The organism is Mycobacterium sp. IDUB_24 (assembly GCF_055419385.1).
This window is the reverse complement of record NZ_JBVAXO010000011.1, coordinates 51,070-67,160: the sequence shown is the minus strand read 5'-3', so window position 1 is coordinate 67,160 and position 16,091 is coordinate 51,070. Positions and strand designations below refer to the sequence as shown.

Genomic DNA, 16,091 nt, shown 5'->3' with positions numbered 1-16,091 from the left:
ATATCCCAGGTCAGGACGTGTTGTCATCGAAGGTTGACCTCATTGAGGTCAGCTTTACCTTAGTTGTGTGGCGCGGATTACATTTGCTACGAGGAATTTGCTATTGCCTTATTTAGCTTTGCCTAAGCTCAAGGTTGGGGCTTTTCGATGACGTCGTCCGGGACAGCCGTGTCGTTGGCCAGCGCGGTGAACAACCGGCCTGCCGCGTCGCTGTCCCACACCACGACCGCACCCGAATCGCTCCCGGTGAACTCGCCGATCGGCACCGTCGTGGTCACCATGTCGCCGTGCATCGCCCAGGCCAGCCGGCCCAGATCCCAGACGTGGGCGTCCTGGTCGACGGCCACCGAGTCGGTGGCCGCGTGGGCCATCGGCTGCCACCGCAGGGGGTTGATCAGTACCTCCGGGCTGGTGGCCCGATGCAGCAGTGCGGACATGAACGCCCGCTGGTGTGTCATCCGGTCCAGGTCGGCGCGCGGGGTGGCGCGGCTGCGGACGTAGCCGAGCGAGTTGCGGCCGTCGAACTCCTGGCAACCCGCCGGGAGGTCGATCCCGGCCAGCGGGTCGCTTATCGGTTCGGTCGGGCACATCGTCACCCCGCCGACGGCGTCGACGAGCGCCGCGAAACCGTCGAAACCGATCTCGGCGTAATGGTCGAGGCGCAGGCCGGTCGCCTGCTCGACGGTCTGCGCCAGCAGCGGCGCCCCGCCCAGTGAGAACGCGGCGTTGATCTTGTCCTCGCCGTAGCCCGGAATCGGCAGGTAGGAATCCCGGGGAATCGAGACCATGGTGGCCGGTGTGCCCGAGCCGATCCCGGGAATGTGCACCAACAGGATGGTGTCGGTGCGGCCGTTGCCGATGTCCCCGCCGGTGGCCAGCTCGGCCTGCTGCTCGGGGCTGAGGTTCTGGCGACTGTCCGACCCGACCAGCAGCCAGGTGGTGCCGTGCGCCACGGCGGGCCGCTCGGGATAGTCGGCCAGCGCCGGAATGCGGTGCAGCGACGAGTCGATCCAGAATCCGCCGCCGATCACGGCCAGCACCGCCGCCAAGACGACCACCAGCGACACGGTCATCACCAGGCGGCCCCAGCGCCGCCGTCGCCGCGGCTTGCGCGCGGGTGCGGGTGCGGGCGGACGGGGCGCGGCGGGCCGGGGCGGGTGCGACCCCCGGGGCGGACGCGGTGGAGGTGGAGGTGGCTGCCTCGGTGGCAGGGGCTGCCTGGGTGGTTGTCGTGGTGGTTGTCGTGGGGGCGTGGGCGGATTCGGCGGCCAGGCCGGGCGGTAGTTCGGGTCGCGCCGGATCACCTGGGACGGCTCGTTGCCATGGCGGCGCGGTCCCGGACGCCGCGAGCGCGGATCGGGTGGTCCGCCTGAAGCCGGGAAGTCGCCCACAGCAGAAATGTACGTGGCGGACGCGTTATTGCAGCCAACTGAGATGATCGGCCACCAGCGCGTAGCCGACGAACGCCACCGCGTCGATCAGGGTGTGGGCGATGATCAGCGGCCACAACCGGCCGGTGCGCTGCCATGCGTAGCCGAATACCAGGCCCATCACGATGTTGCCCAGGCCCGCGCTGTAGCCCTGGTACAGGTGATACGCGCCGCGCAGCAGGCTGGAGATCACCAGCGCCCGCCCGGGGCTGACGTCGAGTTGACGTAGTCGGGTCAGCAGGAACCCCACCACGATGATCTCTTCGGCCCAGCCGTTGGCGAACGCCACGCCGAGCAGCATCGGGATGCGCCACCACGTGTCGTACAACTCGGCCGGTTCCACGTCCGCACTCAGGCCCAGCACCCGGGCCAGCACGTAGAACCCCAACCCCGGCAGGCCGATGAGCAGGGCCAGGCCGACCCCACCCAGACCGTCGGTGCGCCACTGCGGACGGGACAGTCCGATCGTTGACGGTCCGAAACCGCTGCGCCACAACAGGTACAGGGCCAGTGCGCCCCAGGCCAGCAGTTGCAGGACGACGGCCAGGTGCAGGCCCAGGTCGATCAGGTCGAACGGGGAGCGCTTCGGGTTGAGCGCGACGGTCTGCCCCGAAAGGCCGAGCAGCACCGCTTCGATGAGCCGCAGGCCTGCGGTGTAGGCGCTGAGCCCGAAGGTCACCGCGAGCACGACGGCGATCTCGATCTTCAGCGTGCGGCGCTGCGGCTCGAGTTGCTCGTGGGGCTCGGTCACCGAAGCTACGGTAGCGGCGCCCGGCCGGCGTGGCCGATCGTGCGGGTCAGATCTTGCGCGCGCGCAGGCCGTTGAGGAAGGGGCAGCCCATCAATATGCGGATGGCCTGGCTCAGGCCGGTGACGTCGTCGACGGGGTTCGGGAACGGCAACCGTACGTCGTGGTCGCCGTGTTCGTTCTCCACCCGCAGCTGCACGCCGTAGCGGTCGAGGCCCAGTGGGCGTACCCGCCCTTGGCGCAGCGTCATCGGCAATCGGGTGGCGAGGCGTTCCACCACGTCGCGGTGCGAGGACTCCATGTGCTGCAGCCATCCGGATTCCATCGCGCAGAACGGATCAGGGCGCGCCTGCAACAGCGCTCCGAGGCCGACCGACTCGGCGCCGGTGGCGTCGGCCACCACGACGGATTCGATCTCCAGACGCATCAGGGTGTGGTTGTCGTCGTCCTGGTGGGCGTTCGACTGAGCCCCGGAATTCACCTGCAGCAGAGCGGGATCGGGGTTCTCGGCAGCGATCAGGTCGAGCAGGGCCGGAACCTCGGCGCTCGGCACGTGCTGTAGGCGGCCCCGGATCCACACCAGGGAGCGCACCGGTTCGCGTAGTGGGAGCGGCGCGTAGTCGGTCATCTCGAGCACGGCCTGCACCCCGGCCGAACCTGCGGACATCGCCATTCCGGCCAACGGGCCGGCCTCGGGGACGGTGATCGCGAACGACCCGTCGTCGAGCAGGTGATGAACGGGGGAGGCGACGGGTTCGATGCCCTCGACCGCAACCACCGCACCGCCGCCTCGTGCGCACGCGCTGCGGATCCGCTCGGCTGTCGTCGGTGTCGCTATGGCCATCTCGCCGCCTTAAAAGCTAGGTCAGGATTAAGTGAGGTAAGCCTAACTTAACTGGGCGGTTCCCGGTGGGCAAGACCTCCGGTGAAACACCGGCGCGCCCGTCATCAACCGCCGGCGGACAGCGGACCGATAGTGTTGGCTTGTGCCGCGCATCGCCTACCTCGGGCCTGAGGGAACCTTTACCGAAGTGGCGTTACTGCAGATGGTGGCCCATGAGCTGGTGCCCGGATTGTCGTCGGCACCCGGCGACGGCCGGGCTCGATTCACCCCGGTTCTGACCGACAGCACCCCCGGCGCGCTCGGCGCGGTGCGTGACGGCCGGGCCGATTACGCGTGCGTGCCGATCGAGAACTCGATCGAGGGGTCGGTGCTGCCAACGCTGGACAGCCTGGCCGTGGGGGAGCCACTGCAGATCTATGCCGAGCTGACTCTCGACGTCGCCTTCACAATCGTGACCCGACCCGGCCACGCCGGGCCCGTGCGCACCGTCGCCGCCTTCCCGGTGGCCCTCGCGCAGGTGCGTCAGTGGCTGGCCGCCAACCTGCCCGACGCGGACATCGTCCCGGCTACTTCCAATGCCGCCGCCGCCCACGAGGTGGCCGAGGGCCGGGCCGACGCCGGGGTGAGCACCCGACTGGCCGCCGAGCGTTGCGGCCTGGACGTCCTTGCCGCCGACGTGGTCGACGAGGCCAATGCCCGCACCCGCTTCGTCCTGGCCGGGCCGCCCGGCGCGCCGCCGGCCGCCACCGGTGCCGATCGCACCTCGGTGGTCCTGCGGTTGGACAACACCCCGGGCGCCCTGGTCACGGCGATGACCGAATTCTCGATCCGCGACATCGACCTCACCCGGATCGAATCCCGGCCCACCCGAACCGAGCTGGGCACCTACATGTTCTTCCTGGACTGCGTTGGACACATCGACGACGATTCGGTGGCCGAGGCACTCAAAGCGCTCCACAGACGTTGTACCGATGTGCGATATCTCGGTTCATGGCCTACCGGAGCGACCGCGGGTGCACCTCCGCCGCGCCTCGACGAGGCCTCGCGATGGTTGGCGGGCCTGCGCGCGGGAACGGACGACTCATGAGTGGCCGGCTGATCCTGGTCCGTCACGGACAGTCCTACGGCAACGTCGACCGGCGGCTGGACACTCTGCCTCCCGGTGCCGAGCTGACCGACCTCGGTCACGACCAGGCCCGGAGATTCGGTGGGACGCTGACTGCGCGTCCCTCGATCCTGGCCCACTCGGTCGCCCGCCGCGCAGCGCAGACCGCTGCGGGTATCGGTGTCGAAACCGGCCTTGTCCCTTTCGAATTCGAAGGGGTCCACGAAGTCCAGGTCGGTGAACTCGAAGACCGTAGCGACGATGACGCCGTGGCCGAGTTCAACCGGATTTACGAGCGCTGGCACCGGGGCGAACTGGACGTGCCCATGCCTGGCGGCGAAAGTGCCGAGGCGGTGCTGGCCCGGTACGTGCCGGTGCTCACCGAGCTGCGGGTGCGCTACCTCGACGACCACGACTTCGACAGCGACATCGTGCTGGTGAGCCATGGTGCGGCGATCCGGCTGGTGGGCGCCGTGCTGGCCGGCGTCGACGGCAGTTTCGCCCTCGATCACCACTTGGGCAACACCGAATCGGTGGTGTTGGCGCCGATCACCGACGGGCGCTGGAGCTGTGTGCAGTGGGCCGCGGTGACGCCGCCCTTCTACCCGGAGCCCGGCGCCACACCGATCACGGACGCGGTGCAGTCCGAAACCGACCCGATGGGCTAACCGGTCCGCCGGATCGAGAGCGCACTCTCATGCGCACACGGGCAGCCCACCGCCTCACAATCGAGGCTGAATGTATGCGCTGCTTCCGGGGTGGTGCAGGTGTCGTCGGTGCATTCCGCGCGGTACCGCACGTGGTGGATCACGGTGCCGTGGCAATGCTCCAGACCGGCTGCGCACTCCCGGCACTGGATGGTCATAGCCCGTTGATAGCACTGCGGGCCGACAAAACCTGGTTGCCGCGCGGCTCATCCCCAGCAATTTTGTCTTCGCGCAAGCGGCTCATCCCCAGCAGTTTGTCTTCGCGCAAGCGGCTCATCCCCAGCCGAGTTCGTGGAGCCGCTCATCATCTATCCCGAAATGGTGCGCGATCTCGTGGATCACCGTGATCGCCACCTCGTCGACCACGTCGGCCTCGCTGTCACAGAAATCCAGCAGGGCGCCGCGGTAGATCGTGATGGTGTCCGGTAACGAGCCGGCGTACCAGGAATCCCGCTCGGTCAGCGCGACCCCCCGGTACAGGCCCAGGATCTCGGGCTCTTCGGGATCACGGTCCTCCACCAAGATCACGACGTTGTCGATCGCGGCCGCCAACCGCGGCGGGATCAGGTCGAGCGCGTCGGACACCAGCTCGTCGAACCGCTGCGAGCTCATCCGCACCGGCACGGCTACGGCGCCGGCGGTACGGGGGCAGGCTCACCCGGAGGTGGACCGGCGGGGGGTGCCGCGCCATCAGGAGCAGGAGCGGGCGCCGGGGCCGGGCCCTGCTCGGGTGCCGGGGCCGGTGCCTGCTCGGGCGGCGGCGGGTTGAAGGTGTTGGCCTGCGTCGGAGCCGGCGCCGCGGTGGTCGAGGCCTGCGGCATGTGCTGACCGCTCGACGAGGATCCCGACGAACCCGAGGACCCGGACGATCCGGATCCCGACGACGAGGACGAACCGGACGACGACGAACCGGACGAGGACGAACCGGACGACGACGAACCGGACGACGAAGACGAACCCGAGGAGGATGTCTCGTCCACATCGGGCATCGGGACGGGCGGCAGATTGAGCCGCTCCTCCGGGATGTCGGGCGGTGCGACCGGCGGTTGCCCGTTGATCATCAGTGGGCCCTTGGCGCTGTTGATCAGTGTCGACCAGCCTCCGTTGCCCAGCGTGGCGCCGATGCTGCACGAGACCTGGTGGCTGCCGGCCGACCAGCTGGGCAGTGAGATCGTGCTGTAGCTCAGTGCCAGCGTGGTGGTGCGCAACTGGACCGGGGCCAGGTAGGCATCGGTCTGCGCGGTGCAGGCGTCCTTGATGAAGTTGTCCTGGTCGCCCTCCGCAGGCAGCCCGCCCGGGAACTTCTCGACGAGGTTGACCGCGCCGGTGACCTCCATGGCGTGCGGTGCCGCGCAATCGACCGGGACGTCGGTGGGCTGGTTGGTGGCGGCGTCGATACCGAGGCAGGTGCCTGCGGCCCAGACCTTCGATTGATCGACGTCGGCCACCTTGCCTGCCGACTCCAACTGGCCGTCGCCGGGGCCGAGGAGTTGCAGCCCGCACAGCATGCGCCGCTCACCGGACTGCTTCCAGGCCTTCTCGCCCGACCACAGCAGGCCGATGGTGTACTTGCCGTTCGGGTCGTACTTGGGGCCCAGGTAGCCACGGACCGACGGGGTGCACTGCTCCTGGCTGATCTGCTTGATCCGGTCCACCGACGGTGGCGGCGCGCCCGGCCCGTACTCGCTGCCGGGGAAGGTGCGCATGTCGACGGCCTGGGCGACCTCGAAGCGATGGTTGTCCTTGCAGTCCACGATGTGTGCGGCGTCGGGGTTGCGCCCGGGCCAGTTCAGACAGTCACCCCGCTTGACGTGATTGAAGGTGTCGTTGCCGCGGGGCCCGAGGGCGATCGCGCCCGGCGCGGTGCTCGTTCCCTCGCTCCGGGGCAACGCGGTGATCAGGCCGGCGATGAGCAGCGCGCCGAGTGCGGTCAACAGCAGTGCCCGTCGCGTCGACGCGGCCGCCAGACTCTGCCACCACCGTTCCTTGGCGGGTTGTTCGTCCGGAACAGGTTCGGCGAGCAGGGCCCCGTGCTCGGGGTGCTCGGGGTGCTCGGATGCTTCCAACATTGCCCTCCATTGTGACAGGCGTGTCAGCCCCTGTGGCAAGTGATGCAGTTGTAATGTTGCGAGGTTGTGCCCGGTGGCTGTGGGAATCTGGTCGCCATCGCTGCGCCACACTTCGATCGACCACCTCAGATGTACGTCGACGCACTTCAAAAAGTAGGGTTGCGCCCGTGATCGACCTCAAGCTGCTGCGCGAGAATCCCGACTCCGTCCGTGCGTCGCAACGCGCCCGCGGGGAGGACCCGGCGCGCGTCGACGCGCTGCTTCAGGCCGATACGGCGCGGCGGGCCGCGATCTCGACGGCCGACAACTTGCGTGCCGATCAGAAGGCCGCCAGCAAGCTCGTGGGCAAGGCGACCCCCGAGGAACGTCCGGCCCTGCTGCAACAGGCCAAGGACCTCGCCGAACAGGTCAAGGCGGCCGAGGTGGCCCAGGCCGAGGCCGAGACGGCCTTCACCGCTGCCCACATGGCGATAGGCAACGTGATCATCGACGGTGTACCGGCCGGCGGCGAGGACGACTTCGCGCTGCTCGACACCGTCGGTGAGCCGCGGGCGATCGATAACCCCAAGGACCACCTCGAGCTGGGCGAGACGCTCGGGCTGATCGACATGGAACGCGGCGCCAAGGTGTCGGGTTCGCGGTTCTACTTCCTCACCGGTGCCGGTGCCCTGCTGCAACTGGGCCTGCTGCAACTGGCCACCCAGGTGGCCGTGCAGAACGGGTTCACGCTGATGATCCCGCCGGTGCTGGTGCGCCCGGAAGTCATGGCGGGCACCGGATTCCTCGGCTCACATGCCGACGAGATCTACCGGTTGGAGGCCGACGACCTGTACCTGGTCGGTACCTCGGAGGTACCGCTGGCGGGCTACCACTCAGGCGAGATCCTGGATCTGTCCGCGGGGCCGAAGCGGTATGCCGGCTGGTCGTCGTGCTTCCGACGTGAGGCCGGGAGCTACGGCAAGGACACCCGCGGCATCATCCGGGTGCATCAGTTCGACAAGGTCGAGGGATTCGTCTACTGCAAGCCCGAGGATGCCGAGTCCGAGCATCAGAAGCTGCTGGGCTGGCAGCGCCAGATGCTGGCGGCCATCGAGGTGCCGTACCGGGTGATCGATGTCGCGGCAGGCGATCTCGGCTCCTCGGCCGCACGCAAGTACGACTGCGAGGCGTGGGTGCCCACCCAGCAGACATACCGGGAGCTCACCTCGACCTCGAACTGCACGACGTTCCAGGCGAGACGATTGGCCACGCGTTACCGCGACGAGAACGGCAAGCCGCAGGTTGCCGCCACGCTCAACGGCACGTTGGCCACGACCCGATGGCTGGTGGCCATCCTGGAAAACCATCAGCAATCGGATGGCAGTGTGAGGGTTCCCGACGCGCTGGTGCCGTTCGTCGGCACCGCCGTCCTGGAGCCCGGTAAGTAACACGCCGCGGCCCGGCACAGGGAAATGACTGCGGACGCCCCGGTGCGGGTGAGGGTGCTCGGGCCCGTACAGGCCTGGGTCGGCGACAATCCGGTGGATCTGGGCGCGCGCCTGCAGCGGGCATTGCTGGCGCGTTTGGTCGCCGCGCACGGCCACACGGTATCCGTCGATCGGCTCATCGATGATCTGTGGGAGGGCGAGCCGCCGCCCAAGGCGTTGTCGGCGCTGCAGGTCTACGTCTCGCATCTGCGGCGGGCGCTGGAGCCGGGGCGGCAGCGTCGGGCCCCGGCCCGCATCCTGGTCAGCGCTGCACCCGGTTATTGCCTGCGACTGCCGGTGGACGCCGTCGACTCCTGGCGGTTCGAAGCGAAAGTCACTGCGGCATATGAGGAATCGGACGCACAGCAACGGGTGTGTCTGCTCGACGAGGCGCTGGCCGACTGGTCGGGAGATCCGTTCGCCGGGGCGGGCGATGTGCTGTGGGCGGCCCCCGAGATCGCCCGGCTGACCGAGCTCCGCCTGGCCGCGGTGGAAGCGCAGGCCGCTGCCCAGGTGGAACTGGGCCGGTACGGCACCGCCATCGCCGCGCTGGAACGACACGTCGGCGAGCGACCGGGCCGGGAAGGCGCCGCGGCCGTGTTGGCGACGGCGCTGTATCGGACCGCACGCCAGACCGACGCGCTGGAGGTGTTGCGGCGCACCCGGGACCACCTCGTCGACGAGCTCGGTTTGGAACCGGGCCGGACGCTACGCGACCTCGAGCGCGACATCCTGCGTCAGGCCGACCATCTGGAGCCGTCCCGACCGTTGCAGCCGGCGATACCGGAGATCGTCGCGCCCGAGGGCGCTGAACTGGCCGCCCGCGGCCGTACCGAGGAACTCGCCGAAATCGACTCTGCCGCAAGCGCTGTCGCCGCCGGCCGCAGCGCGGTGCTGTGGATCGGGGGCGAAGCGGGATCGGGCAAGACCACCCTGGCGGCCGCCGCGACTGCCCGGTTGCGGGCGGCGGGCTGGCGCACCGTGCTCGGCCGTTGTCCGGAGGTTCACGGTGCGCCGGCGGGGTGGGCGTGGACCGAGGTGCTACGCGAATTGATTGACACCGCAGCGCAGGTGGACGACGCCAGGCAGGCGCTGGCTCCGCTGCTTCACGACGTCGCCGCGGTCGAGCCGGGCACCTTCTGGTTGGGGCATGCGGTGGCCGATGTGCTGAGCACGATCGCCGGCAGTCAACCGCTGGTGGTCGTCCTCGATGATCTGCACCGTACCGACGGTCTGACGTTGGAGCTCCTGCGGCTGGTGGCCGACCGGATCAGGGATCTGCCGGTGTTGGTGATAGGCACCTATCGCCCGTCGGAGGACCGCGGCGAACTCGAGGTGGCGCGGGCGGCACTGACGGTGCACACCGCCGCACATCTGATACTCGACGGTCTCGACGCCGCGGCCACGGCGGCGCTGGCAGCCGACCACGGACTGACCGCCGCCAGCGGCGAGGCGCTGCGCCTGCTGCGTGAGCGGACGGGCGGCAACCCGCTGTTCGTCCGCGAACTGGCCCGGCTGATGGTCGCCGAGGGGCCGGACGCAGTGTGGGCATCGGTGCCGGTTGGAGTTCGAGATGTGTTGCGCCGCAGGCTGGCCCGGCTACCCGGTCCGACCGTCACCGCATTGCGCCAAGCCGCGGTGCTGGGCCGCGATATCGACGTCGACCTGCTCGCCGAACTGGGACGCAACGACCCCGAGGATTTGCTCGACGCATTGGAACCGGCCGTCCTGCTCGGTCTGCTCGACGAGCCGGCGCCGGGCCGATTGCGGTTCGCCCACTCGCTGGTTCGCGACACCCTCTACGAAGACACCTCGAAGTTGCGGCGGTCGCGGTTGCACGGTGCCGCTCTGGAACTGTTGCGCGCACCCGGCCGGTCGGTCGATCCGGCTGCTCTCGCACACCACGCAGTCGCATCGGCGACAGCAGAAACTGCTTTGACCGCTACGGCTTTCGCAACAGCAGCGGCTCGCGAGGCCGATTCGGTGGGGGCACACGCCGAAGCGGCCAGACAATGGCGTGCCGCCGTGCAGATGCTGGAGTTGGCAGCCAGCCGCCGGTTGCGGCCCAGCGCCGACGGCCTGGAACACGAGATCGACGCCCGGTGCGGGCTGATCTCCGCACTGGCCCAGTCTGGAGACGCCGTCGCCGCCCGCATCGAGTTGAAGGCTGCGCTGCAGTTGCTGAAGGGGACGTCGCGCGACGACCTGATGGTGCGGGTGCTCACCGCATGGGACACCCCGTTGGTATGGCGGGACCGCGAGTACGACGAATCGGATGCCCAGATGATCGGCCTGCTGCGCCGGGTGCTGGACGGCGGGTCGACGAAAATCACTGCGGCCGACCGGATCAGACTCCTCAAGGCCCTCTACGTGGAGTCGGAGGGCACCGATCCCGACGGGGCACTGGCCGCCAGCACGGAGCTGCTCGAGTTGGCCCGACGCGCCTACGCCGAGGATCCGGCATCGTCGGGCCGGCTGCTGTGTACCGCGCTCAACGTCCGGGCATACTGCGCGCTGGGGCCGGATCTCGACGCCGAACGCGAAGCCACCGCCGCCGAATTGCTGCAGACCGCGGAGGCCACCGAGCAGGCCGACTATCAAGCTGTGGCGCACTGGATGCTGTCGCTGGCGGCCGGTCACCGGTCCGATCTGGCGACCGCGAAGCGGCATGTCGACATCGCGGTGGCCCGGGCCGGCACCGGGCAGCTCGTCCACCTTCTGGGGGTGCTGGGACTGTTCCGGGCCCGGATGTACCTGCTGGCGGCACGATTGGACGACGCGGTGGGCGCCTACACCGACCTGGCGGCCCGCATGGTCGAGAACGGGGCCGCCAACGGGGCGAAGCTGGCGATGGTGGGCCGGGTGACGGGCGAATTCTGTCTCGGCGACCTCGGTGTCCTGGCCGACGAGTTGGTGTTCTTCTACCGGGAGGTCTCGGTTGCCGCGCTGGACGCCGCGGTTCTCGCGCTGATCGCGCGGGGCCGGGAGGCCGAGGCTCGCGAGCTGTGGCGGGACCGGCAGCCGATCGAGCGGGCGTACTTCTGGCTGCCGTTCACCGTGCTGCGCGTCAACGCGGCCGTGGCGCTCGGGGATGTCGAGGAGGCCGAGGCCCGGGCAGCAGACCTCGAGCCGTATTCCGGGCGTATCGCCGGACTCGGTGTCGACGGGCTGATGGTGGGCCCGGTCGACGAGGCCCTGGCCGCCGCTGCCGATGTGCTGGGCCGGCCGGATCGGGCGCGCGCCTACCGGGAGGCCGCCTCGGTGCTGCGGGACCGGCTGGCGGCCGAAGCGCAGCGCTTCATCGACTGACACCGGCGGTGCCGAAGACCGCCCGCTCCCGGCGCCGGTGCAGCAGCATCAACCCGGCGAGTAGCACCCGCAGTCCGATCCCGACGTCCTGTGCCAACACTGCGCGCTCGTCGTCGGTCATCACCGCTACCGAGCGCGGACCGTCGAACGACATCCGGCTGCCGTCCCGGGCGGCTTTCTCCACCGTCGCCCAGTCCGCCACCGAGACGTGTTCGGTGACCAGGGGGAACACCTCGATCTCCTCGTCGTTGATGTGCTCGGTGAGGAGGGCTGCCAGTTCGGCCAGTTCGATGGCCATGAGGCCGGCGACATGGCGGTCACCCATCGACAGCCGAAACGCCGCGGCGCGGGCCCGCAGCTGCTCCAACCGTGGTTCCAGAGCCGCGTGGTCCTCGATCAACTCGGTGAGGTCCACATGGTCGCCGACACTGGCCCGGATCACCGGCCACAGCACCGCGTCCTCGGTGGTGTGGTGATGGTGGATGGAATCACAGAGCAACTCGACGTATCGGGAGATCGCGCGGGCACGGCCGGGTGTGCAGATCACATCCCGGTCGCGCACCGCCGCAGCGAGGTCGCTCAGGCGGAGCAGGTCGGCCAGCATCGCGCGGTGGGCCACCGTGATACCCAGCAGGTCCGGTGCGGGATCGCCCGCGCGACGAGGTGAGCCGCTGGTGGTGGTTGTTGTCGGCACTGGGGTACTCCTCGGGTCCAGCCGATCCGGCGCGGATCGGCACTGTGGAGCACAGCCTGGTACCGGCCACTTAAGCGCGACTTGTTACCGGCTTGGCGCGGCCACAGCAGGGCGGCCACAGTAGGGTTGCAGCCATGATCGATATCGACCTTGCCGAATTGCGCAACTGGTTCGGCTTCGGCGTGGCCGGTAACTTCGCGGGGCACCTCGAACAGGCCGGAGAGGCCGGGGATTTCGTCAAGGTGGTTACCGAAGGGTATGCGCCCAAAGGTATCTTCCCGTGGTACGCACCAGGCCGGGACGACTTTCTGGGTGAGTTCCCGCTGTCCAGCGATGCCATCGTGCTGCCGGAGGCCGGTGAGGTTGACGGCCCGCTCAACCTTCAGATCGAGCCCGAGGTCGGAGTGGCCTGCCGCGTGGTGTGGAACGGCGATACCGTGGTGCGCCTCGAGCCGTTCGCCCTCGGCGCATTCAACGACTGCTCGATCCGCCGGCCGGGCGCACCCAAGATCAGCTACAAGAAGAACTGGGGCCCGGCCTCCAAAGGCGTTGCACCGCAATTCTTCGAGATCAGTGACCTCACCCCGGACGGTCCGACCGCCACCATGCGGCTGGTCTGCTATCTGAGCGAGGACGGCGGCCAGCAGCACGCCTACGGTGTGGATTCACCCCTGGTGGGCTACTCGTATTACGGTGAGGTGCTGCTGGACTGGATCGTCGAACGGCTGGCCAACCAGAAGGGTTCGGCCGATACGCCGCTGGAGGATGTCGGCGCGTTGATGGTGGCCAGCGGTCACCCCGAGAACGTGCTGATCGGCATCGGTGCCACCCGTTACACCCCGCTGGGTGAGTCCACCTTCCTCAAGCCGGGGGATGAGGCCATCGTTCGGGTGTACGACAGTGCTTCCAGCGCGGCTTCCGAACTGCGGCAGGTGGTCTCGGCGCGCTAGTCGCCGAGCAATTCCTCCAGGCGGGCGACGAACTCGTCCGGACGGGCCGGAGTGAACGCCGGCTTCGGATAAGTGCCCGGCACGTCGAGGGTGATCAGCGTCGACCGCAGGGGACGGTGCACATCCAACGGCAGCCAGCGGCGCAGATCGGTGCTACCCCACAACCGGAAGCGTTGCATCCACAATCCCAGTGGGGTGGCCTCGTATCCGCTGATCGACCGCAGCGGGATCACCTTCGAGGTTCCCGATGGGAAGTGGTAGCGCCGCAACGTGATCGCCTCGCGATCCAGCTGGATCAGGCCGTCGTCGTAGTACTGGCGCGGGGCGGTCATGACTTGCTGCACCGCAACTCGTGACCCTTGGTGGTCAGGCACTTCCCGTTCTCCAGGTTCCACTGCCAGCCGTGCAGGTTGCAGGTGAGGGTGTTGCCTTCCACCACACCGAATTTCGACAGGTCGGCCTTCAGGTGCGGGCAGCGGCGCTGGATCTGGAAGCCGTCGAGGGTGATCGATGAGGTGTCGTCGTGGGCCTCGGCGAACCAGCCGTCTGCGTAGGCGATGCGCTCATCGGTGAGGCATTTGAAGAACGTGTACAGGTATTCGTTGTAGCCGCCCACACGCCAGGCTTTGAACCGGGTGGACAGAAAAATGGTGTTGACCCAGTCCGGTTCGTTGTCGCGTAGCACGGTGCGCACCAACTCGGGTGGGATCGCGAAGCCGTAGCGGAACTTCTCGTCGGCGATGGGTTCGCGGACAAGGCGTTTCGGGAAATCCAGGACCACGGTCTCGCTGTGGCCGGGGCCGGACAGCCGCAACTCCACCGGGTAGCCGATGCCGTCGCAGATCTGGTCGGTCTGGCTCATGATCGGCTCGAACAGCGCCCGCAGTCCGGGCAGCAGGGGTTCGCCGGCCGCCGGCGCCCACGAGGCCTTCTCCGCAGCCAGCACCGGGGCCATTCGTTGCGCGAAGTCCTCGATGTAGGCGGCCTTACCGGTGGTGAAGATCGTCTCGGGGTCCTCCACCGGGTGGGTCAGTGAATTGAGTTGGGACCCGGTGAAATCGGCGGTGCTGCCAGGGATCATCAGCAGGCCGCCGTCGTGACCGTGGCGACGCATCTGGTCGAGGAACACCACCTGGTCGGGGAAGATGTTCGCCGGGTCGTCGTGGTCGTCGTTGAGGTCGCGTAGTTCGGGATCCAGGAAGCACGGCGGGCCTGCCGACGGGATCACCCAGGTCGCTCCGACCTGGGCGATGTATTGGCGGCACCGGTCCATCTGGCGCTGCCGTTTCTGGATGCCGAAGGCTTCCTTGGCCCGCGCAGGCATGTCGTAGACCATCGGGTACCAGATGGCCCCGGAGTACTGCAGCATGTGCACGTCGACCTGCCCGAAGTCTGACTCCAGGACTTCAAGGTCAACGGGTCGCGCGTCGTTCATGTTGAAGGCGACGGTGTCGCCGTCGTCGACCACGAGCCCTGAGTCGCCGATCGGGCCGTCTGCGGGTGCGCGCAGCGCGATGATCATCACGTCGAGGTCACCCTTGGGGCCGCTGACGGTGTGCTTGACCGAATCGGTGGTCTCGAAGAACCGGTGAAAGCCCAGGGCGGCCAGTTCGCGTTGCAGGTCGGGCACCGGGAAATCGGGCAGCAGCACCACGGCGTCCTTGTTGACGTGGCGGCGCAGGTTCTCCGGGTCGAAGTGGTCCTTGTGCAGGTGTGAGACGTAGAGGTAATCGACATTTCCGAGAGCCGCCCAGTCCAACTGCGTGTTGTCGGGGAACGGGAACCAGGAGGCGAAGTACGCGGGGTTGACCCACGGGTCGCACAAAATGCTGCCAGCCTTGGTCTCGATCAGGAAGCCGGCATGCCCGACGCTGGTGACCTGCACAAACGGCCTTTCGATGGAGTGCTTTGATGCCCGACCAGCCTAGCCCGAGTTGGGTGACGGGCCGATACGGGCTGGGATTAGGCTGGCTACGTGGAACCGGTGTACGGGACTGTCATACAACTCGCTCGGCTGACCTGGCGTATGCAGGGGCTGAAGTTCAACGTGACCGGGGTGGAGAACATCCCGGTGACCGGCGGTGCGGTGGTGGCAATCAACCACACCAGCTACTTCGACTTCACCTTCGCCGGCTTGCCTGCCTACCTGCAGAAGCGGGGCCGCAAGGTGCGGTTCATGGCAAAGAAGGAAGTTTTCGACAACAAGATCACCGGACCGATCATGCGCAGCCTGCGTCACATCGAGGTGGATCGTGACAGTGGGGCCGCCTCGTTCGAGGCGGCTGTCGACAACCTCAAGGCCGGTGAACTGGTCGGGGTGTACCCCGAGGCGACGATCAGTCGCAGCTTCGAGATCAAGGAATTCAAGTCCGGCGCGGCGCGGATGGCGATCGAGGCCGGGGTTCCGATCGTGCCGCACATCGTGTGGGGCGCACAGCGGATCTGGACCAAGGGGCACCCCAAGACGCTGTACCGGCCCAAGGTGCCGATCTCGATCGCGGTGGGCGAGCCGATCCAGCCCACCCTGCCGGCGGCAGAGCTGACCGGACTGCTCCATTCGCGCATGCAACATCTGCTTGCCCAGGTGCAAGACGCCTACGGGCCACATCCGTCCGGCGAGTTCTGGGTGCCGCACCGGCTGGGCGGCTCGGCGCCGACGCTGGCCGAGGCCAACCGGATGGATGCCGAGGAGGCTGCGGCGAAGGCCGCCAAACGTGCACTGGACGGACCTTCTGGATCTTCTGGACCCGCCGGGGTCTCGGGGTAAAT

General features: G+C 68.2%; 15 protein-coding genes. 6 read left to right on the top strand and 9 right to left on the bottom strand.

The features are described 5' to 3' along the window. Nucleotides 1-128: 128 nt before the first annotated feature. The 3 genes from ACZYZF_RS29200 to ACZYZF_RS29190 are packed head-to-tail and all read right to left on the bottom strand — an operon-like array spanning nt 129 to nt 3,022. Entirely contained in the window at nt 129-1,391 is a 1,263-nt protein-coding gene (locus tag ACZYZF_RS29200) for an LCP family protein (RefSeq protein WP_463837564.1), read from the bottom strand. 25 nt (nt 1,392-1,416) lie between these two features. After that, on the bottom strand, nt 1,417-2,181 hold the full coding sequence (locus ACZYZF_RS29195) for a CPBP family intramembrane glutamic endopeptidase (RefSeq protein WP_463837563.1): 765 nt from the start codon (nt 2,179-2,181) through the stop codon (nt 1,417-1,419). Between the two features lie 46 nt (nt 2,182-2,227). Next, complete coding sequence (locus tag ACZYZF_RS29190; protein ID WP_463837562.1) at nt 2,228-3,022, bottom strand: DUF2470 domain-containing protein; 795 nt, start codon at nt 3,020-3,022, stop codon at nt 2,228-2,230. A 142-nt stretch (nt 3,023-3,164) separates the two neighbouring features. Here ACZYZF_RS29190 and pheA point away from each other — a divergent pair, with 142 nt between their 5' ends. Both pheA and ACZYZF_RS29180 read left to right on the top strand, forming a co-directional pair. Next, nucleotides 3,165-4,109 (top strand): prephenate dehydratase, encoded by a 945-nt coding sequence (pheA, locus tag ACZYZF_RS29185; RefSeq protein WP_463837560.1) that lies wholly within the window; start codon nt 3,165-3,167, stop codon nt 4,107-4,109. After that, the gene (locus ACZYZF_RS29180; protein ID WP_463743660.1) at nt 4,106-4,795 is read left to right on the top strand and encodes a histidine phosphatase family protein; all 690 of its coding nucleotides are present in this window, start codon (nt 4,106-4,108) and stop codon (nt 4,793-4,795) included. The genes pheA and ACZYZF_RS29180 overlap by 4 nt, the downstream gene beginning before the upstream one ends. Here the strand turns inward: ACZYZF_RS29180 and ACZYZF_RS29175 are convergent. The 3 genes from ACZYZF_RS29175 to ACZYZF_RS29165 form a co-directional block, all read right to left on the bottom strand. After that, nucleotides 4,792-4,992: a hypothetical protein gene (locus tag ACZYZF_RS29175; RefSeq protein WP_463743661.1), complete on the bottom strand. Its 201-nt coding sequence runs from the start codon at nt 4,990-4,992 to the stop codon at nt 4,792-4,794. The genes ACZYZF_RS29180 and ACZYZF_RS29175 overlap by 4 nt on opposite strands. A 115-nt stretch (nt 4,993-5,107) precedes the next feature. Further along, nucleotides 5,108-5,458: a metallopeptidase family protein gene (locus ACZYZF_RS29170; protein ID WP_463743662.1), complete on the bottom strand. Its 351-nt coding sequence runs from the start codon at nt 5,456-5,458 to the stop codon at nt 5,108-5,110. Between the two features lie 2 nt (nt 5,459-5,460). Continuing rightward, nucleotides 5,461-6,903, bottom strand: a complete 1,443-nt coding sequence (locus ACZYZF_RS29165; protein WP_463837558.1) for a septum formation family protein — start codon at nt 6,901-6,903, stop codon at nt 5,461-5,463. 167 nt (nt 6,904-7,070) lie between these two features. On the opposite strand from ACZYZF_RS29165, the gene serS reads away from it, so the two are divergent. Together serS and ACZYZF_RS29155 are read left to right on the top strand one after the other, a co-directional pair. Beyond that, on the top strand, nt 7,071-8,330 hold the full coding sequence (gene serS, locus ACZYZF_RS29160) for a serine--tRNA ligase (protein ID WP_463743664.1): 1,260 nt from the start codon (nt 7,071-7,073) through the stop codon (nt 8,328-8,330). A 24-nt stretch (nt 8,331-8,354) separates the two neighbouring features. Then, nucleotides 8,355-11,678, top strand: coding sequence for a BTAD domain-containing putative transcriptional regulator (locus tag ACZYZF_RS29155; protein WP_463837556.1), 3,324 nt, complete (start codon nt 8,355-8,357; stop codon nt 11,676-11,678). Here the strand turns inward: ACZYZF_RS29155 and ACZYZF_RS29150 are convergent. Next, nucleotides 11,668-12,372, bottom strand: coding sequence for a hemerythrin domain-containing protein (locus ACZYZF_RS29150; RefSeq protein WP_463837555.1), 705 nt, complete (start codon nt 12,370-12,372; stop codon nt 11,668-11,670). The genes ACZYZF_RS29155 and ACZYZF_RS29150 overlap by 11 nt on opposite strands. A 134-nt stretch (nt 12,373-12,506) precedes the next feature. Between ACZYZF_RS29150 and ACZYZF_RS29145 the strand changes: the two genes are divergently transcribed. Next, complete coding sequence (locus ACZYZF_RS29145; protein ID WP_463743667.1) at nt 12,507-13,322, top strand: DUF5718 family protein; 816 nt, start codon at nt 12,507-12,509, stop codon at nt 13,320-13,322. Here the strand turns inward: ACZYZF_RS29145 and ACZYZF_RS29140 are convergent. Both ACZYZF_RS29140 and ACZYZF_RS29135 read right to left on the bottom strand, forming a co-directional pair. Beyond that, a complete protein-coding gene (locus ACZYZF_RS29140) occupies nt 13,319-13,654 on the bottom strand; it encodes a hypothetical protein (RefSeq protein WP_463743668.1) in 336 nt (111 codons plus the stop codon). The two genes, ACZYZF_RS29145 and ACZYZF_RS29140, sit on opposite strands and share 4 nt — an antisense overlap. Next, the gene (locus ACZYZF_RS29135; RefSeq protein WP_463743669.1) at nt 13,651-15,207 is read right to left on the bottom strand and encodes a Rieske 2Fe-2S domain-containing protein; all 1,557 of its coding nucleotides are present in this window, start codon (nt 15,205-15,207) and stop codon (nt 13,651-13,653) included. Before ACZYZF_RS29135 ends, ACZYZF_RS29140 begins: the two co-directional genes overlap by 4 nt. A 90-nt stretch (nt 15,208-15,297) precedes the next feature. Between ACZYZF_RS29135 and ACZYZF_RS29130 the strand changes: the two genes are divergently transcribed. Next, nucleotides 15,298-16,089, top strand: coding sequence for a lysophospholipid acyltransferase family protein (locus ACZYZF_RS29130; RefSeq protein WP_463743670.1), 792 nt, complete (start codon nt 15,298-15,300; stop codon nt 16,087-16,089). The last annotated feature ends 2 nt before the right edge of the window (nt 16,090-16,091 follow it).